The sequence below is a fragment of the Prevotellamassilia timonensis genome, assembly GCF_021531665.1.
Taxonomy (GTDB): domain Bacteria; phylum Bacteroidota; class Bacteroidia; order Bacteroidales; family Bacteroidaceae; genus Alloprevotella.
The window spans coordinates 50,030-70,933 of the sequence record NZ_JADYUH010000003.1 but is presented as its reverse complement, the minus strand read 5'-3'; the positions used below and the strand labels follow the sequence as shown (position 1 = coordinate 70,933).

The following is a 20,904-nucleotide window of genomic DNA, read 5'->3' as shown; positions in this document are numbered from 1 at the left end:
TATTATATTTTAGAACACCCCTATATGGACAACGCTCCAAACTTCTCCGAACTTCTCTCCGCGCTCTTCCCCGAACTTGACGCCGAACGCGCCGCACACCTCGCTGCCCTCGAACCGATCTACAGAGAATGGAACGCACGCATCAATGTCGTTTCGCGAAAGGACATCGACAACCTGATGATTCACCACGTGCTCCACTCGCTCGCCATCGCCCGCTTCGTCCACTTCGCACCCGACACCCGTCTGTTGGACGTCGGCACCGGCGGAGGATTTCCCGGCATCCCGCTTGCCGTGCTCTTTCCGGACTGCCGCTTCACCCTCATTGACCGCATCGGGAAGAAGACAAAGGTCGCAGCCGCCGTGGCGGAAGGGGTCGGACTGCAGAACGTGGAGGTGCTCCACGAGAACGTCACCGAGGAACGCCGCCGCTTTGACTTCGTCATCAGCCGTGCCGTCATGCGAGCCGATGAACTCTACGCCCTCGTCGCCAAAAGAATCGACGCAAAGGGCAAAGCGTCCTCCATGCCCAACGGCATGCTCTGCCTCAAGGGCGGCGACCTCACCGAAGAGACTCAGGGGCTAAAGAACATCCAAGAGTTCTCGCTCGCCGACCACATCGCCCACCCTTTCTTTGAAACCAAGAAACTGCTCTACGTGCCCGCTGCCACCAACCTCCCCCGTTGAAACCCTTTCCACCCTTCATTCATCCACATTATGAACACCACACTCCGAAACGGAAACCTCTGCATTGAACGCTTTGTCGTCAACATGATTGAGGAAAACACCTATCTGCTGTTTGACGCCCACACCCGCGACGCCGTCCTCATCGACTGCGGCGCACGAAGCGAAGAAGAACACGCCGCCATTGCCGAACGCATCGAAGCCCAAAACCTGCACCTCACCGCACAGTGGAACACCCACGGTCACTTCGACCACATCTGGGGAACGCAATGGGCTGCCGAAAAGTTTGGTGCACCGCTCGTCATTGCCTCCGACGAACTGCCCACGCTCGAGGCTGCCTCCCGCCAAGCCGCGCTCTTCCTTCACCGCGACCTCGGAGTGGAGGTGCCACAAGCCGCCCGAACCGTGAGCCACGGCGACACGCTCTCCTGCGGAAACCACGTCTTCCAAGTGCTCGCCACTCCGGGACACACGCCCGGCGGCATCTGTTTCTACTGCGCCGAAGAGAAGGTGCTCCTGAGCGGCGACAGCCTCTTCTTGGAAAGCATCGGACGCTGCGACCTGCCCGGCGGCGACGGACCGCTGCTGGTGAAGAGCCTGCAAGAAAGAATCCTCTCCCTCCCACCCGACACGGAGGTGCTCCCGGGACACGGTCCCACCACGACCATCGACCACGAACGCCGCTTCAATCCCTACGTCTGACGCTCGTCGGGGCGTAGTCTTTCTGCAAAAAGCCACCGTTTCCGCCGATTTCGTCAGCGGGTAGTCACGGCGGGTAGCCAAAGCCGCCACTGTTTTTTTAGTAATGGGGTGTTCTAAAAATTAGGTTGAGTTGATTTTTGATTTCTTAGAGATGAACTTTTGTCAGTTGAGGAAGGAGCATAGCGGGCTATGTGACTGACGAAACTTACAAAAGGACGCGCTAAGAAACAAAAAGCGACCAAAATGTTAGCACTTTCTTTTGAACGTTCCTTACCCCGTAATTTATAGAACACCCCTAATATGAAAATAATAAGTTGCGTCAGATTTGAATGAGATTTTCGAGGTCAGATTTTCACCCGAAGAAGCAGCATAGCCGTAACTATGTGACTGATGAGGGAGGAAATATGGACCGAAAAGATTTTCAAAGAGGATGCAGGTTATTTTTTGAGGATTACTAAAATCTCTGTCTGATTTATACAATTTGTCAGAAAAATTCTTCTTATCTTTGCGCCGCGTTTGCGAAAACACAGCAAATGCTAACAAAAAGAACGCCTGTGACGTTCAAGACTTACAAAACATTTCCTATCCCCTAAAACAAGAAAACTGACATGTGTGGAATTGCCTGCATTTTCAACATCCGAAGTGAAGAACCCTCTGCCTTGCGCAACAAAGCCCTCACCATGAGTCGTCGTCTGCGCCACCGCGGTCCCGACTGGAGCGGCATTCACTGCGGAAAAAGTGCCATCCTCTGCCACGAGCGACTCTCCATTGTGGACCCCGAAAGCGGCGGACAACCTCTCTTCGCCCCCGACCGCAAACAAGTGCTTGCCGTCAATGGAGAAATCTATAATCACCAAGACATCCGCAACCGCTTCCGCGACACCTATCCCTTCGCCACAGGCTCGGACTGCGAAGTCATCCTCGCCCTCTATCGCGAAAAGGGCATCAACTTCCTCGAAGACCTCAACGGCATCTTTGCCTTCGCGCTCTACGACGAAGAAAAGGACGACTTCCTCATCGCACGCGACCCCATCGGCGTGATTCCTCTCTACATCGGATTTGACGCGGACGGAAAAGTCTATTGCGCCAGCGAACTCAAAGCACTTGAAGGACTCTGCGAACGCTACGAACCCTTCCTCCCGGGACACTACTATCTCGGAAGCAAGGGACGCATGGAACGTTGGTACAAACGCGACTGGGAAAACTATGAAGCCGTCGCCAACAACCCCGCCTCCGTCAGCGAACTGCGCGAAGCACTCGAGGCTTCGGTCAAGAGACAACTCATGAGCGACGTGCCCTACGGCGTCCTCCTCTCCGGCGGTCTCGACAGTTCCATCATCTCTGCCGTCGCACGCAAATTTGCCGCACGACGCGTGGAAAGCGGAGACAGCCAGGACGCATGGTGGCCCCGCCTCCACTCCTTCGCCGTCGGACTCGAAGGAGCACCCGACCTTGCCAAAGCAAGAGAAGTCGCCGACCACATCGGAACGGTTCACCACGAAATTCACTACACCATCCAAGAAGGCTTGGACGCCATCCACGACGTCATCCGACACATCGAAACCTACGATGTGACGACCGTGCGCGCCTCTACGCCGATGTATCTCCTCGCTCGCGTCATCAAATCCATGGGAATCAAGATGGTGCTCTCCGGCGAGGGAGCCGACGAAGTCTTCGGCGGTTATCTCTACTTCCACAAAGCGCCCGACGCACGTGCCTTCCACGAAGAAACGGTGCGCAAGATTTCAAAACTCCACCTCTACGACTGTCTGCGCGCCAACAAGAGCCTCTCGGCGTGGGGCGTGGAAGGACGCGTGCCCTTCCTGGACAAAGAATTCCTTGACGTCGCCATGCGGCTCAACCCCGAAGCCAAAATGTGCCCGGGACAAACCATCGAAAAGAAGATTCTCCGCGAAGCCTTTGCAGACTATCTTCCCGAAAGCGTGGCTTGGAGACAGAAAGAACAGTTCTCCGACGGCGTCGGCTATTCTTGGATTGACACACTGAAAGAAATCACTGCCGCCGCCGTCAGCGACGAGCAGATGGAACACGCCGCCGAACGCTTCCCCATCAATCCGCCGAGAAACAAGGAAGAATACTACTATCGCTGTATCTTTGAGGAACACTTCCCCAGCGAAAGTGCTGCCCGCAGCGTGCCCTCCGTACCCTCCGTTGCCTGCTCCACCGCCGAAGCGCTTGCCTGGGACAGCGCCTTCAAAAACCTCAACGACCCCAGCGGTCGCGCCGTGGCAGGCGTTCACGAACAAGCCTATTGAGACACCAAAAGGATGTTCTAGGAATTAGGTTGAGTTGGTTTTGGATTTCTTAGAGATGATATTTTGACTGACGAAACTTACAAAAGGGCGCGCTAAGAAACGAAAAGCGACCAAAACGTAAGCACTTTCTTTTGAGCGTTCCTTATCCCGTAATTTATAGAACATCCCTAAAATTGGCACATCAAGAACAGTGGTGCGCAAAAACCGTCCCGCTCGTTTGGAGATTCGGACTGCAACGCGTAACTTTGCAGACCGTAGAACAATCCCTAAATTTTATCACACAATTATGATTAACTACAAAGACCTCGGCCTCGTAAACACCCGCGACATGTTTGCAAGAGCCATTGACGGTGGCTATGCCATTCCCGCCTTCAACTTCAACAACATGGAGCAACTCCAGGCAATCATCCAGGCTTCTGCCGAAAAGAAAAGCCCTGTGATTCTCCAAGTTTCCAAAGGCGCACGTGCCTACGCCAACCAAACTCTCCTCCGCTACATGGCTGAAGGTGCTGTGGCATACGCCAAAGAACTCGGCTGCAACCACCCCGAAATCGTGTTGCACCTTGACCACGGTGACAGCTTTGAAACCTGCAAGAGCTGCATCGACATGGGCTTCAGCTCTGTCATGATTGACGGCTCCGGACTTCCTTTCGAAGAAAACATCGCACTCACCAAGAAGGTGGTGGACTATGCTCACCAGTTCGACGTAACCGTTGAAGGTGAACTCGGTGTACTCGCAGGCGTTGAAGACGAAGTGAGCCACGCTGAAAGCCACTACACCAAACCCGAAGAAGTGGTTGAATTCGCCACCCGCACCGGATGCGACAGCCTAGCCATCTCCATCGGCACAAGCCACGGCGCCTACAAGTTCACTCCCGAACAGTGCACCCGTGACCCGAAGACCGGACGCCTCGTGCCTCCTCCCCTCGCTTTCGACGTGCTCGACGCCATCATGAAGCAACTCCCCGGCTTCCCCATCGTGCTCCACGGTTCTTCTTCCGTTCCTCAGGACGAAGTGGACACCATCAACAAGTTCGGTGGCAAACTCCCCAACGCTGTCGGAATTCCCGAAGAGCAACTCCGCAAGGCTGCTGCCAGCGCAGTTTGCAAAATCAACATCGACTCTGACTCTCGCTTGGCTATGACCGCTGCCATCCGTCAGACCTTCGCTGAAAAACCCGGTGAATTTGACCCGCGCAAGTATCTCGGTCCCGCTCGCGACAACATGAAGAAGCTCTACGAGCACAAGATTGTTGAAGTCCTCGGTTCTGAGAACAAACTCGCCAACCTCGACTAATCAAGTCACGACGTAGCGCCACCGTGCGCCACTCGTTTTTCCTCCACGCCTCCCGAACCTCGGGAGGCGTTTTTTGTTGCCGACCGTTTCAACAAACATTTTTCAGAAAAAACTCGTTCGCTGACGGCGTGGCAACATTCCTGTCCGCCGATTTGTTATTCCTATCCTTATTCCCGTTGGTGTTCACCGTTACGGCGAACACTAACGACTCCCAAGAAAAAAATGACAACTCCCAAGAAAAAAATGACAACTCCCAAGGAAAAGACGTTGCCACGGCGTCCGCAAAACGTAACTGCTCAAACAATGGATGAATCCGCTTGACGCGGAAAAACCGCGCCCTCAAAGCGTTCTCAAAGAATATATACCGAAATAAAAAATTAAAGAATCTGCGGAGCGAATAATTGTAAAATCATAACTTTGCAACGCATTATTACATTAATTTCTACCTAGGAAACACATCTTCTAATTAGAAATAAGTAATTAGTCGCATAAGAACAAACATTATTATCCATATATATTGCTTCAAACCCCTATGATTCAATCATTACGAAAGAGTTGGTTGCTCACGACATTGCTGCTTGTGGCGACCATGGTCTTGCCCGCTTCGGTGTGGGCACAGAGTGTTGTCACGGAGCAACCCGCTGCGGGCACCGGCTCAAGCGCCGACCCTTACCGGATTGCCAATGCCACGCAACTGGCGTGGTTCCGCGACTGGGTGAACGGCACCTACACACCCGCTGACAGCGAGACAGCCACAAAACACGAGAATGCCTGCGCCAAACTCATCGCCGACATCGACATGAGCACCGTCTGCTCCGAGAGCATCGGCAGTTGGCAGTTCATCTCGCCCTTTCAGGATGGCGTGAGATGGAGTGGCACCTTCGACGGCGACGGCCACACCATCTCGAACCTCTACATCAACTCCACTGCCCGTTTCACCGGTATGTTTGGATGTTCAAGTTCGGGGATAATCCAAAACATCACGTTCACCAATGTCAACATCACGGGGCAAGAAAATTTCACCGGTCTTGTGGGAATCGGAATGAACTGTACGGTGAGAAACGTGACGGTGGCAAGCGGCACGATTTCCGGCAAGTATTTCGTGGGCAGCATCTGTGGCAAAATGTTAGGCGGTCCGGGTGTCATTTCCCATTGCATCAACCACGCACAAGTGACCGCCACCGAGTATGGTGCAGGCGGCATCTGTGCTGACGCTATAGGCGACATCGAATACTGCACGAACTACGGCAAAGTGCTGAGCAAAGGCGCTTATGCGGGCGGCATTGCCTCAAACCAAACTTCCAACAATAACGTCACCCATTGCATCAACCACGCACAAGTGATTGCCACGAGCAACCATGCGGGCGGCATCGTCGGTGCTCAAGAAGGAGGCTGCATCTCCCGCTGCGACAACCGTGGGAATGTGACTGCTGCAGCATGTGTGGGCGGCATTGTCGGCTCTGTTTCTGCTGCCGGAAGCATCTCTGATGTGATTTCAACGGGCAATGTGACCGAAACGGGCAACAGTGGATTCGCCGGTTTTGTGGTGGGAGACGTGCGCGCCGCACTCACTTTGCCGGACCATGCCATGTTCCGCAGCGACGCCACTCTGACCAGCGGAGGAACGACACTGACTGCCCAAGGCATCGGACGCATTGACTCCGCCAACGGCGGCACAGTCATCGGAAAAACCACGGGCTACACCACCACCCAACTTCAAAGCGGCATGGCGACCTACCTACTGCAAACCGCAGTGCCTGAGGGAACTTGGGGACAGCAACTAGGAACGGACGACTATCCGCAACTCGGTTCTGACCAGAAGGTCTATGCCGAGGGCGAAATCATCATCGACTGCCAGAACGGAATGACTGGCGGCAGTTTCACCAACACGCGTCCCAACGAGGAAGGCACCGTCACCCTCAGCCACGGCATCGGCATCCACCACGACGCCGTGGCGGGAACCTGCACCACAGATGGAAATGTGGAATACTGGGAATGCGACCTTTGCCACCTCTTCTTCACGGATGAAGCCTTGACCACCGACATTGCAGACCCCGTGCTTCACGCCACCGGTCACAATTATGACTATGCGTCCGGCAGTTGCACCACCTGCGAAGAGACCATCCCGACCGTGAAGAAAGGCACGAACACCATTCAGATTGCAGCCGTGACCAAACAAAACACAGTCATCAACGGCTATAACCTCTTCCGCTTTGTGGCACCCGTTGACGGCGAAATCACGGTGCAGACCGTCGGGTCAGACAACACCTACGGTTCGCTGTGGAGCGGCGACGGAACAACCCAACTTGCCTCTGACAACAGCAGCGGAGATGGAAACAACTTCAAATTCACCATTGCCGTCACGAAAGGAACGGTTTACTACATCGGTGTGCGTCAATACAGTGGCTACGCCATCAGCGGCGACTACGCCCTCACCATCACTGTCACCGCGTATGATGACGGCGCAAAACCTCAGGGCGACGGCACATCTGCCAATCCCTACCAAATCACCAATGCCGCGCAACTTGCGTGGTTCCGAAACTGGGTGAACGGAACCTACACGCCCGATGAGGACGAGACTGCCACAAGCCATGCCGATGCCTGTGCCAAACTCACCGCCGACATCGACATGGCTCCCGTCTGCTCCGGCAGCGTCGGCAGTTGGATTCCCATCTCTTCTCAATCGAAAAACGTGAACTGGTCCGGCACCTTTGACGGCGACGGCCACACCATCTCGAACCTCTATGTCAATACCACTGCCACCCATTTCGGCATGTTTGGAAAGACAGGAAATTGCACCATCAAGAACATCACGTTCAGCGGTGTGAGAATCTATGGAGGAGAAGCATATACGGGCATTGTTGCCTTTCTCAACGGTTCTGCAACAAACGTGACCGTGGCAGATGGCACGATAACCGGCAAGAACCACGTGGGCAGCATCTGCGGCGGTTTGGGAAGCACCGGAACTGTCACCCTTTGCATCAACCACGCACAAGTGATTGCCACGAGCAACCATGCGGGCGGCATCGTCGGTGCTCAAGAAGGAGGCTGCATCTCCCGCTGCGACAACCGTGGGAATGTGACTGCTGCAGCATGTGTGGGCGGCATTGTCGGCTCTGTTTCTGCTGCCGGAAGCATCTCTGATGTGATTTCAACGGGCAATGTGACCGAAACGGGCAACAGTGGATTCGCCGGTTTTGTGGTGGGAGACGTGCGCGCCGCACTCACTTTGCCGGACCATGCCATGTTCCGCAGCGACGCCACTCTGACCAGCGGAGGAACGACACTGACTGACCAAGGCATCGGACGCATTGACTCCGCCAACGGCGGCACAGTCATCGGAAAAACCACGGGCTACACCACCACCCAACTTCAAAGCGGCATGGCGACCTACCTACTGCAAACCGCAGTGCCTGAGGGAACTTGGGGACAGCAACTAGGAACGGACGACTATCCGCAACTCGGTTCTGACCAGAAGGTCTATGCCGAGGGCGAAATCATCATCGACTGCCAGAACGGAATGACTGGCGGCAGTTTCACCAACACGCGTCCCAACGAGGAAGGCACCGTCACCCTCGGCCACGGCTACAGCATCCACTACCCTGCCCAAGAGAAAACCTGCGTCGTCGATGGCAATGTGGAATACTGGAAATGTGGGCTTTGCCGACGCTACTTCACCGACGCAGCCATGACCAACGAGATTGCAGACCCCGTGCTCTACTCCACCGGTCACGCCTATCACTATGACCTCGACCACTGCACAATCTGCAGACAGGTCTTCCCGACACTGGAGGTCGGTGAAAAGAATTATCTGCTGGATGCCACGTCCCGCGAACTCTCTGACATCAACAGCTACACCCTCTTCCGCATCGTGGCTCCCGCCAACGGTGAAATCACGGTGGAGAGCCACGGCTGGACCAACGACACCTACGCCACGCTCTGGAGCGGCGACGGAACAACCCTGCTGGTCAATAATGACGACGGCGGAGAGGAAAAGAACTTTAAAATCACCTACACCGTCACCAAAGGCACGGTTTACTTCTTTGGCATGCGTGACTATTTTGGAAAAATCATCCAAAGGCAACCTGTTGTCTTCAGCGCAAACTGGTATGAAGAAGATGTCAAACCTGCAGGCGACGGCACACCCGAGAACCCCTATCTAATCTCCTATTCCGGACAACTTGCCTGGTTCCGCGACTGGGTGAACGGAACCTACACACCCGCTGACGGCGAGACTGCCACAAAACACGAGGATGCCTGCGCCAAACTCACCGCCGACATCGACATGAATTTCGTCTGCAACGAGACCAACGGCAGTTGGCAACCCATCTCGCGCGCCGATTTGAACGTTCTCTGGTCCGGAACCTTTGACGGCGACGGCCACACCATCTCAAACCTCTATGTCAATTCTTCTGCCGACCACTTCGGCATGTTCGGACAGACCGGAAATTGCCAAATCAAAAACATCACGTTCACAGCCACAAGCATCACGGGAAGATTCGACCACGCGGGTATTATTGGAACACTATCCGGTTCTGCGACCAACGTGACTGTGGCTGATGGATCGATTTCAGGCATGAATGACGTGGGCGGCATCTGCGGCAGTCTGAGCAACGGCGGAAAAGTGTCCCATTGCACCAACCGCGCGAAACTCCTTGCTGTAAGAAACCATGGAGGCGGCATCTGCGGTAACTCTTCTGGCATTGTTGAATTCTGCTCCAACTTCGCTGCAGTGGAAAGCTATCGATTAGGTGCGGGCGGCATTGTCGGACAACAAAACGGCGGCAGCATCTCCCACTGTGCCAACCATGGAACAGTTGAGGGAGGAGTCGCCGACGCAGGAAACGTGGGCGGCATTGTCGGATTGGTTACGGGTGCCGTAAGCATCTCTAACGTCATTTCGACCGGCAATGTGACCAAGAAGAACAATGACGAAACCGCCGGTCTGCTGGTAGGCAACGTGCAAGCCGAACTCACTTTGTCAGACCATGCCGTGTTCCGCAGCGACGCCACCCTCTCCATTGGCGAAACGGCACAGACAGCCCGAGCCATTGGTCTGATTGACACAGCCAATGGCGGCAATCTCAGCGGCAGACCCCAAGGATTCACCACTGCCCAACTCCAAAGCGGCATGGTGACCTGTCTGCTCCAGACCGCAGTACCCGAAGCCACTTGGGGACAGCAACTGGGCACGGACCCCTATCCGCAACTCGGCTCTGCCCACCTCGTCTATGCCCAGGGCGACATCACCATCGAATGTACAGGCGAGATGATTGGCGGAACGCTCACCAACACGCAACCCGAAACGGAGGGCACCGTCACCGTTGCCACTCTCATCCACCACGACGCCGTGGAGAAGACCTGCACCACCGATGGCAATGTGGAATACTGGGAATGCAGTTACTGCCACCGCTTCTACACCGACACTGACCTGAGTGCGGAGATTGCTGACCCCGTGCTGCACGCCGTCGGTCACACCTACGACTTCATCAACGGTTCCTGCACCGTCTGCGGAGAGACCATTCCGGTTCTGGAGGCTGGCACCCACACCATTCAGATTGCTGCCGTGTTCAACGACAACACTGCCACCAATGGCTACAACCTCTATCGCTTCGAAGCACCTTCCAACGGTGAAATCACGGTGGAAGCCACGGGCTCTGACGACACCTACGGAGCTCTTTGGAGCGGCGACGGAACGACCAAACTGACTGAGGACGACAACAGCAGCAGCAACAAGAAAGACTTCAAATTCAAATATCCCGTCACAAACGGCACGGTTTACTACCTCGGTGTGAGAAAAAGCAGCGGCGAAGCCATCAGCGGCGACTGCGCTCTCACCATCAATTTCATGAGCATTGACGGCGACGGCTCGTCAGAGACTCCTTTCTTGCTTGCCAATGCCGCGCAACTGGCATGGTTCCGAGACTGGGTGAACGGAACCTACACGCCCGCCAACGGCGAGACTACCCAAAAACATAAGACTGCCTGTGCCAAACTCATCGACGACATCGACATGAGCAGCGTCTGCTCCAAAACCGTCGGCAACTGGATTTCCATCTCGCCTTCACTGGGCTCCGTGAATTGGGAGGGCACCTTCGACGGCGACGGACACACCATTTCAAACCTCTACGTCAACAGCACCTATCAGAATTCAGGCATGTTTGACCAGACCGGAAATTGTTGCATCAAGAACATCACGTTCACCGGCGTCAACATCACGGGTGACATGTTCACGGGACTTGTCCGAAATCTATACGGCACCGTGAAAAACGTGACGGTGGCAGATGGAACAATAACCGGCAAAGAGTACGTGGGCAGCATCTGTGCCAGTTCAGACGGTATTATTGAAAACTGCACGAACTACGCAACGGTAAAAAGCACCGGCTACTGTGTAGGCGGCATTACGGGCACTCAAAAGGGAGGCCACATCTCCAACTGCGCCAACCATGGAAATGTGGAAGCCAGTTACCATGTGGGTGGCATTGTCGGAGCAATTTACGGTGAAGCCACCAACCTCTCGAACGTGATTTCAACAGGCAATGTGACCGAAAGAGTCGTAACCGGCACCAACGGTCTGTTGGTTGGAGTCGTGCAAGGCGGGCTCGTCTTCTCAGAGTGTATGGTGTTCCGCAGTGACGCCATCCTGAAAAGCCTCGCAACAGAGTTGGAAGCACGAGCCATCGGATATGTGGACGAGTCTGAAAACGGCAACGTCACCGGAGAAGCCGTGGGCTACGACACCACACATTTCCAAAGCGGCATGGTGACCTATCTCCTCCAAACCGCCGCACCCGAGGGAACCTGGGGACAGCAAGTGGGCACGGACACCTATCCGCAACTCGGCTCCGTCCACACGGTCTATGCCGAGGGCGCCATCATCATCGACTGCCAGGGCGGAGTTCGTGGCGGAGGTTTCACCAACACGCAACCCGAAACTGAAGGAAGCGTCACCCTCAGCCACGGCATCGGCATCCACCACCCTGCCAAGCCTGCCACCTGCACCGAAGGCAATGTGGAGCATTGGGAATGTGAACTCTGCCACCGCTATTTCTCCGATGCAGCCTTGACCACGGAAATCAAAGATCCCGTGATTCCCGGCAACGGTCACGTCTTTGACTATGAAAACGGCGTCTGCACCATCTGCGGAGGAGCCATCCCGACCATCGTCACCGGCTGGCACGACATCCGAATCGGTGCCGTGAAAGAACCGGACACATATACTAAAATCGAAGGATACAACGTCTATCGCTTCGTGGCATCCGGCGACGGCACCATCGGAGTGAGCGCTTGGGGCTCATCCGACACCTACGGTTCGCTGTGGAGCAGTGACGGCATGACCTTACTGACCCACGATGGCAGTTCTTTCAAAGACTTTGAATTCACCTATACCGTCACAAAAGGCACGGTTTACTATATCGGTGTGCGTGCATACGACGGACAAGCCATCGATGAAGACTACTCCCTCCGCATTACTGCCAGCTGGAGCACTAAGGAAACGCTGACACTGACAGACGGCGAGGAATACACCACCCCGCAGGATGTGAAAACGTTCACCTACGTCCGCAATTTCACCCACACCAACTGGCAACCGCTCTACGTGCCCTTCTCCATGTCGAGCGCAGACTGGAAGCCGCAGGGTCTGGAAGTGGCGTGCATCAACAACTTCCACGAATATGAGGAAGCCGACGGAAGCTCGAAGCTAGTGCTCGAAGTGAGAAAGGTGACCACGGGAACACTCCTTCCCAACACGCCCTACCTCATCCGAGCCCTCGAAGTCGGCGAAAAGAGCATCACGCTCACCGAAGTCGCACTCCAGGACCCCGAAAGCAAATCCATCAAATGCTCCAGCATCACACGCCTCTACACTTTCACCGGCATCTACTCCGAGAAGAGCGACTTCAACGCTGACAACGACTACACCATGACGGGCGGTACCCTCTATCACCCCGAAGGTGCGCTCAAACCCCAGCGCTGGTTCCTCACCGTGACGGCACTCGACGACATCATTAAAGAAGAAAGACCCAACATCGCTCCGTGGAAAATCAGCGTCAGCGTGATTGGCGAAGGCGAAGTCACGGGCATCGAAGACATCCGCATCGTCACCTCCGCTCCGCGCCAAGGCATCTACGACCTCCAGGGTCGCCGCCTCGCCGAAGAACCCCGCAGCGGCATCTTCATCAAGGACGGAAAGAAACTCGTTAAATAAGAAGTCAAAGAGACTAAGAGTCAAAGAGACTAAGAGTCAAAGAGACTAAGAGTCAAAAAGACTAAGAGTCAAAAAGACTAAGAGTCAAAGAGACAAAAAGTCAAACCAGATTATGAAAAAAAGATATATTCAACCTCAGACCGAGCAGTTCGCTTTGAGTCCCGTCAGCATCCTCGCCGCCTCGGGCGGCAGCGGAATTGGCGGCGGCTGGACGCCCGAGGAGCTGCCCGAAGACTACGAAGAAATCGGGTTCGGTGGAGGCTCGAAAGTCCCCGACTGAAAACCCGAACACGCAAAACGTTCGGAAGAACGAAGATGACGTTCGGAAGAACAGATAAAACGTTCGGAAGAACGAAGCAAGATAAAACGGAGGTGCGACACACGTTGCACCTCCGTTTTTCAATACAAAAAACTATACACTACACACGCAAAACTATACACTACATACTATATACAACTATACACGTAAAACTATACAAAAACTATACAAACTATACACAGAACTATACATTGCGCTGAAAATCAAACGCGTGTAGTGTGTATAGTTAGGGCATAAACTATACACGAACTATACACAGAACTATACACAAAAGCCTACACGACAACTATATACAGAACCCTGCACGGCAACCCTGCGCGGACAGCCCGTTGGCAAGCAAGACTATCCAGCCTGGAGGGCTGTACTGTGAATGCCGGGGCATCGCCCCCGGACAGCGGCAACCCCCTCAGTGTCAGCCTGGAGGGCTGTACGCCCGCGAAGATGGCGGCGCGCAGTCTTACTTAGGAGCGCACCTAAGTGAAATTAGGGGAAGGCTAAGAAAAACTAGGGGAAGGCTAGGAAAAACTAGGGGAAGGCTAGGAAAAACTAGGGGAAGGCTAGGAAAAATTAGGGGAAGGGAAAGAAAAATTTGGGGAAGGGAAAGAAAAATTTGAGGAAGGGAAAGAAAAATTTGAGGAAGGGAAAGAAAAATTTGAGGAAGGGAAATTTTAACTGGGTGCGCTCCTAGTTTTTCTTAGGTGCGCTCCTAGTTTTTCCTAGGTGCGCTCCTAGTTTTTCTTAGGTGCGCTCCTAGTTTTTCCTAGGTGCGCTCCTAGAAATGTTTCTCCATTAATGCCCATTAATTGTCTCATTAATTTCTGAACAATTCGTGTTCAAAAAATCAATTCATGGTCAATTCGTGAATAATTCATGAACATTAATGTCTCAAAAAGGCGGTCCTTTCGTCCTTTGTCTCTTTGACTCTTTGACTCTTTGACTCTTTGACTCTTTGTCTCTCAATGTAGGGTTGCCGTGTATAGTTTGTGTATAGTTTGTGTATAGTTTGCGCCGCAAACTATACATTTCGCAACGCGCGGATAATCAGCAAAATAAAGAGCAAAATGTAGGGTTTGTGTATAGTTTGCAGAGTTTTTTTGTTTCCCCCTTTATTTACGTATAAGAATGTACAAGCGAAGCGCGCGCAAAAACCTACATGAACGAAATCTTTGTGGTGCAGTCGCTCCATGATGCCTCCTTGTCTTCCCAGTCTCCGACCGAGGCAAGAGCAACGCCGCGAGGTGAGAAACGAAAGGATATTTAATGCACATGTGCAAAACCTCGCGGATTTTATCTAAATTTGCAGTCGAAAATGCGAAGGCGGTTCGCACGGACACTTTGGCGCGCAGTTTTACTTGTCCCGTCAGTTTCCATCTCCCGCTTTCCGAGTAACCCCCAAATCTTTCATCATCGTGACTGAAACGAAATTCATCTTCGTGACCGGAGGCGTGGCTTCTTCCTTGGGAAAAGGCATCATCGCAGCCTCCATCGGTAAACTTTTGCAAGCCAGAGGCTACGAAATCACCATCCAAAAGTTTGACCCCTACATCAACATCGACCCGGGAACACTCAACCCCTACGAACACGGGGAATGCTACGTCACCGACGACGGACAGGAAACTGACCTCGACCTCGGACACTACGAACGCTTCACGGGAATCAAAACGACGAAGTACAACAACTTCACCACGGGGCGTATCTACCAAAGCGTCATCGACAAAGAGCGCAGAGGGGACTATCTCGGAAAAACCATTCAGGTCATCCCGCACATCACCGATGAAATCAAACGCGACATGCTCTATTTGGGCAAGAAGAACAAATATGATTTCGTCATCACAGAAATCGGCGGCACCGTCGGCGACATTGAAAGCCAGCCGTTTTTGGAAGCCATCCGACAACTGAAATGGGAACTGGGAAAGAAGGCGGTCTGCGTGCATCTGACCTACGTCCCCTACCTCGCCGCCGCCGGAGAACTGAAGACGAAGCCGACGCAACACTCGGTGAAAGAACTCCAAAGCATTGGTATTCAGCCGGACATCTTGGTGCTTCGCGCCGAACACGATTTGAATGCCGGACTTCGCAGAAAGATTGCCAACTTCTGCAACGTCTCCCCCGATGCCGTTGTGCAGAGCCTGGACATGCCGACCATCTATGAAGTGCCCCTGCGAATGCAAGAGCAAGGACTCGACGCCACGATTCTCCGCAAACTCGACATGCCCGTCGGAGAAACTCCGGGACTCGGTCCCTGGCGCTCCTTCCTCGACCGTCGCCACAAAGCCACGAAAGAAGTGAACATCGGTTTGGTCGGAAAATATGACCTTCAAGATGCCTATAAGAGCATTTTGGAAGCACTCTCCCAAGCCGGCACCTACAACGACCTGAAGGTCAAGAGCCACTTCGTCAACAGCGAAAAACTCACGCCGGAAAACGTGGCGGAGACGCTGAAGGTATATGACGGTCTCGTCATCTGTCCGGGCTTCGGACAGCGCGGCACAGAAGGAAAGATTATTGCTGCCCGCTATGGTCGCGAACAGAACGTCCCGACCTTCGGCATTTGTCTCGGCATGCAAATGATGGTGGTTGAGTTCGGCAGAAACGTGCTCGGTCTCAACGACGCCAACTCCGTGGAACTGAATCCGACCACGCCGTTCAACGTCATCGACTTGATGGAAGACCAAAAGAACATCACAAACATGGGCGGCACCATGCGCCTCGGAGGCTACGAATGCGAACTGAAACCGGGCAGCAAGGTGGCTGAAATCTATCAGTCCGAAGTCATCCGCGAACGTCATCGTCATCGCTATGAGTTCAACAGCGACTTCCGCGCTGCCTACGAAAACGCCGGCATGAAGTGCGTCGGAACAAACCCCGAAACCGACCTCGTCGAAATCGTGGAAATACCGAACCACAAATGGTATATCGGTACGCAGTTCCACCCGGAATATTCCAGCACCGTGCTCAAGCCACACGCTCTCTTCCTGAGTTTCGTGAAGGCATGCCAAAAATAAAAGCAACCGATTAAAACAACGTTCATGGGGCGTGTGTCGTCGCAACTTGTTGTGAGACACAGCCCCTGCGGTTTGTCAGAAAGTCAGCGAAAAAGATGCCTTCACGGCAGATGTCTTTACCATCCTTTTGCCGCTGAAATTTTTCCGGATTTTTTTCCTCGGCGCAAAACTTCCGTCCACCACAGACCTCTCAAACACACAACATTTCAACCCAATGGACAAAAACACCGTCACAGGACTCGTGCTCATCGTGCTCGTGCTCATCGGCTTCAGTTGGTACAACAGTGCCCAGCAAGCCGAATACCAACAAATGGTTCAGAACGACACGACCATCGTGCAAACCCAAGCCCCCAAGACCCAACCATCCGCCGTGGCAGCAGCACCTGCCGCCACCAACGACAGTCTTGATGTCTTCCGCGAAGCCAAACAGGGCAAAGCAAAAGACATCGTGCTGAAAAACGAGAAAATCACCGTCACCCTCAACACCCGAGGCGGCACGCTGAAAGAAGTGAAACTCAACGAATACAAAAGTTACGCCGACTTTGAAGCCGAACGCAACGTTTCACTCTGCCTCTACAACGAAAAAGACGCTTCTTCCAACATCCTCCTCGACACGAAAGAGGGCGTCATGGCGTTCAACGACTATGTCTTCACACCCACGGCTGTGACTGACTCCACCGCCACGCTGACCTTGCAGGGAGCCGGAGGCGAAACCATCACGCTCAACTATAAACTCCTGGCTGACAACTATCTCCTCGACTTCACCGTCAGCTCCGCCAACCTGCGCCGAATCCTCCCCTCCTCCACCCGCAGTCTCCAAATGAAATGGAACGACAAGGTGGCGCGCCATGAGAAGGGATTCTATTTCGAGAACATGTACTCCACACTGACCTACCGTCTCCAAAACGGCGAAACTGAAAAAATGTCGGAAGCCGAGACAGAGGAGGTCACCGCTGAAGACGCCGTGAACTGGATTGCCTTCAAAAACCAATATTTCAGTTCCATCCTCATCGCAGAGAAACCCTTGAAGGAAGTGAATCTCCGCAGCGAACAACTCCCCGAAAACGGAGACCACTTGAAGAACTATTCCGCCCACATGAAAGCGGACTTCGATGCGGAGGGCAAACAACCCACTCGTTTCCAATACTATTTCGGTCCGAACAACTACCGGTTGCTTCAGTCCATGGACGACCACAGCATCACGGGACAGGACTACGACCTGCAAGAACTTGTCTATCTCGGCTGGCCCATCGTCAGATGGATTAACCGCTACTTCACGCTCTACGTCTTTGACTTCTTCACCCGCATGGGACTCCCCATGGGCATCGTGCTGCTGCTCATCACGATTCTCCTCCGCGTCATCGTCTATGTGCCGACACGCAAGAGTTTCATGAGCAGCGCAAAGATGAGAGTGCTCAAACCGAAAGTGGATGAGATTTCGGCGAAATATCCCAAAAAGGAAGACGCCATGAAGAAACAGCAGGAAATCATGTCGCTCTACTCACAGTATGGCGTGAGCCCCATGGGCGGCTGTCTCCCGATGCTGATTCAGATGCCCATCTGGATTGCCATGTTCAACTTCGTGCCGAACGCCATCGAAATGCGACAGCAAGGCTTCCTCTGGGCGGATGACCTTTCCACCTACGACAGTCTCATCTCCTGGAGCACGCCCATCTGGGGCTTGGGCAACCACATCAGCCTCTTCTGCCTCCTCTTCTGCGCCACGAACCTGCTCTACAGTTTCATGACCATGAGACAGCAGCGAGAATCCATGTCCGGAGAACAAGCGCAGCAAATGAAGGTCATGCAATGGATGATGATGCTCATGCCGCTCTTCTTCTTCTTTATGTTCAACAAGTATTCCGCAGGTCTGAACTACTACTACTTCATCTCCCTGCTCTTCAGCGCACTGACGATGTGGTTCCTGCGCAAGACAACCGATGACAAAAAACTCTTGGAGAAATTGGAAGCCAACTTCATCGCCAACAAAAACAATCCGAACAAGAAACCCAGCGGACTCGCTGCCCGTCTGGAAGCACTCCAGAAACAACAAGAGGAAATCATGAAACGCCAACAACAGGCGCGCAACCGTTCCTGATTTCCAGCCTCACACTGAGGGAGAGACCTTACTATATATATAATATGGTATAAGGTGTCTCCCTCTCGTATATTTATATGGATTTACTCCTCACGAAGAGCACACTCAGAAGCACAAAACCATGTCACACCTCACCACCATGCTCGCAGCAGCCGCTTTCCTCACCTCGACTGCCAACGCAGCCAACGCCTCCACTGCTACCGCCGAGGAACTCATCGGCAAACAAACGCCCGCCTTCACCTCTGACCGCCTCACCCCCGAGGCGCTCTGGGCAATGGGACGCATCGGCGAAGTCGGCATCGCACCGAAAGGCAACACCATCGCCTACGGCGTCACCTACTACAGCGTGAAGCAAAACAAAAGTTGCACACGCCTCCACACGCTTGACCTCGCCACCGGCGCTTCACGCTGCCTCACCGAAGGAAAGAACAGCGAACGAAGTGCCGCCTTCATCGACGGCGGACGAAGAATTGCCTTCCTCAGCAGCGCATCCGGAAGCAGCCAACTTTGGGTCATGAACGCCGACGGAACAGAACGCCGACAGATCTCACACACAGACAGCGACATCGCCGGCTTCCTCTTCTCACCCGATGAAAAGAAGGTCATCCTCGTCATGGAAGTGCCCATGAACCACTCCATCGAAAAGAAAGAAGAAGACCTTCCGCTCAGCACGGGAATGGTCATCAACGATTTGATGTATAAACACTGGGACACCTACGTCACCTCCGTGCCCCACCCCTTCCTCGCTGATTTTGACGGACAAAGCGTCACCGTCAAAGGCGACCTCCTGAAGGACGAGCCGTTTGAATGCCCCATGATGCCCTTCGGCGGCATGGAACAACTGGCGTGGAGCCCCGACTCCAAAACCATTGCCTACACCTGCCGCAAAAAGGTGGGGAAAGCCTACGCCATCAGCACCGACAGCGACATCTTCCTCCACGACGTGGAAACCGGAAAGGTTCGCAACATCTGTAAGCCGGAAGGCTTCGAGACCTTGGAACCCGAACATGCCGACGTCTCTCTCCGCGAACAAACGCCCAACCGAAAAGGCGATACCGACCTACACGCCGGCTATGACCAAAACCCGCAATTCTCACCGGATGGAAAATTCGTCGCCTGGCTCAGCATGGAGCGTGACGGATATGAAAGCGACCGTCTCCGCCTCTGCGTCTATGACCTCGCCGCAGGGCAATGCACCTACGTCACCGAAGGCTTCGAAAGCGGAGTCAACGAGTTCTGCTGGGCACCAGACTCCCGTAACCTCTATTTCACCGGGGTGTGGCACGGCAAAACGCAAATCTATGTCACCAACCTGAAAGGACAGCACCGCGCACTCACCGACGACGTGGCAGACTATTCGCTCATCGGACTCGCCGCCGACGGCGTCACACTTCTGGCGAAGCGACACAGCATGAGCCGCGCCGACGAAATCTTCACGCTCTCCACGAAAACAAAAAAGACCGCTGAAGCCAAACAAGTCACCCACGAAAACGACCACTTCTACAACAACCTCGCCTGGGGAGAAGTCAAGGAGCGCTGGGTCAAAACCACCGACGGCAAGGAGGAACTCTGCTGGGTTATTTATCCGCCTCACTTTGACCCCGCCAAGAAATATCCCGCCCTCCTCTTCTGCGAAGGAGGACCGCAGTCTCCCGTCAGTCAGTTCTGGAGTTACCGCTGGAACTTCCAAATCATGGCGGCGAACGACTATGTCATCATCGCCCCGAACCGCCGCGGTCTCCCCGGCTTCGGCATGGAATGGCTTGAAGAAATCAGCGGCGACTACTCCGGTCAGTGCATGCAGGACTATCTTTCCGCCATCGACGACCTCGCCACTGAACCCTACATTGACCGCTCCCGCCTCGGCGCCGTCGGCGCAAGTTTCGGAGGCTACAGCGTCTATTGGCTCGCCGGAAACCACGACAAACGTTTCAAGACGTTCATCGCCCACGACGGCATCTACAACACGCAACAGCAATACGTCGAAACCGAAGAACTCTGGTTCCCAAACTGGGACATGGGCAGCGCACCTTGGAAGAAAAACGCGGAAGGACAAATGCAAAAAGTGTTCACCACTTCGCCTCACCTCTACGTTGATAAATGGGACACACCCATCCTCTGCATCCACGGACAACGAGACTTCCGAATTGAATACACCCAAGCCGAAAGCGCCTTCACCGCAGCCAGAATGCGCGGACTCGACGCCCAACTCCTCCTCTTCCCCGACGAGAACCACTGGGTGCTGAAACCACAAAACGGCATCCTCTGGCAACGCACCTTCTTCCGCTGGCTGGACAAATACTTGAAATAAAAGTATTTA

The 20,904-nt window shown here is 53.9% G+C and carries 9 protein-coding genes; all 9 read left to right on the top strand.

Annotated elements, in window-relative coordinates; genetic code table 11:
• Window positions 1-24 precede the first annotated feature (24 nt).
• The 9 genes from rsmG to I6E40_RS01470 all read left to right on the top strand — a co-directional run bounded on the left by rsmG (window position 25) and on the right by I6E40_RS01470 (window position 20,895).
• Window positions 25-684, top strand: a complete 660-nt coding sequence (rsmG, locus tag I6E40_RS01510; RefSeq protein WP_235385084.1) for a 16S rRNA (guanine(527)-N(7))-methyltransferase RsmG — start codon at window positions 25-27, stop codon at window positions 682-684.
• Between the two features lie 30 nt (window positions 685-714).
• Complete coding sequence (locus tag I6E40_RS01505; protein ID WP_235385083.1) at window positions 715-1,383, top strand: MBL fold metallo-hydrolase; 669 nt, start codon at window positions 715-717, stop codon at window positions 1,381-1,383.
• Between the two features lie 608 nt (window positions 1,384-1,991).
• Window positions 1,992-3,659, top strand: a complete 1,668-nt coding sequence (gene asnB, locus I6E40_RS01500) for an asparagine synthase B (protein ID WP_235385082.1) — start codon at window positions 1,992-1,994, stop codon at window positions 3,657-3,659.
• Window positions 3,660-3,945: 286 nt separating this feature from the next.
• Window positions 3,946-4,956 carry a class II fructose-bisphosphate aldolase gene (locus I6E40_RS01495; RefSeq protein WP_235385081.1) on the top strand — a complete coding sequence of 337 codons (1,011 nt, stop codon included), beginning with the start codon at window positions 3,946-3,948 and terminating at the stop codon, window positions 4,954-4,956.
• A 532-nt stretch (window positions 4,957-5,488) separates the two neighbouring features.
• Complete coding sequence (locus I6E40_RS01490) at window positions 5,489-13,162, top strand: hypothetical protein (RefSeq protein WP_235385080.1); 7,674 nt, start codon at window positions 5,489-5,491, stop codon at window positions 13,160-13,162.
• 112 nt (window positions 13,163-13,274) lie between these two features.
• Window positions 13,275-13,442: a hypothetical protein gene (locus I6E40_RS01485; protein WP_235385079.1), complete on the top strand. Its 168-nt coding sequence runs from the start codon at window positions 13,275-13,277 to the stop codon at window positions 13,440-13,442.
• Between the two features lie 1,448 nt (window positions 13,443-14,890).
• Window positions 14,891-16,486 (top strand): CTP synthase, encoded by a 1,596-nt coding sequence (locus I6E40_RS01480; RefSeq protein ID WP_235385078.1) that lies wholly within the window; start codon window positions 14,891-14,893, stop codon window positions 16,484-16,486.
• 214 nt (window positions 16,487-16,700) lie between these two features.
• Window positions 16,701-18,584: a membrane protein insertase YidC gene (gene yidC, locus I6E40_RS01475; protein ID WP_235385077.1), complete on the top strand. Its 1,884-nt coding sequence runs from the start codon at window positions 16,701-16,703 to the stop codon at window positions 18,582-18,584.
• Window positions 18,585-18,705: 121 nt separating this feature from the next.
• Window positions 18,706-20,895, top strand: coding sequence for a prolyl oligopeptidase family serine peptidase (locus tag I6E40_RS01470; RefSeq protein ID WP_235385076.1), 2,190 nt, complete (start codon window positions 18,706-18,708; stop codon window positions 20,893-20,895).
• Window positions 20,896-20,904: the final 9 nt, after the last annotated feature.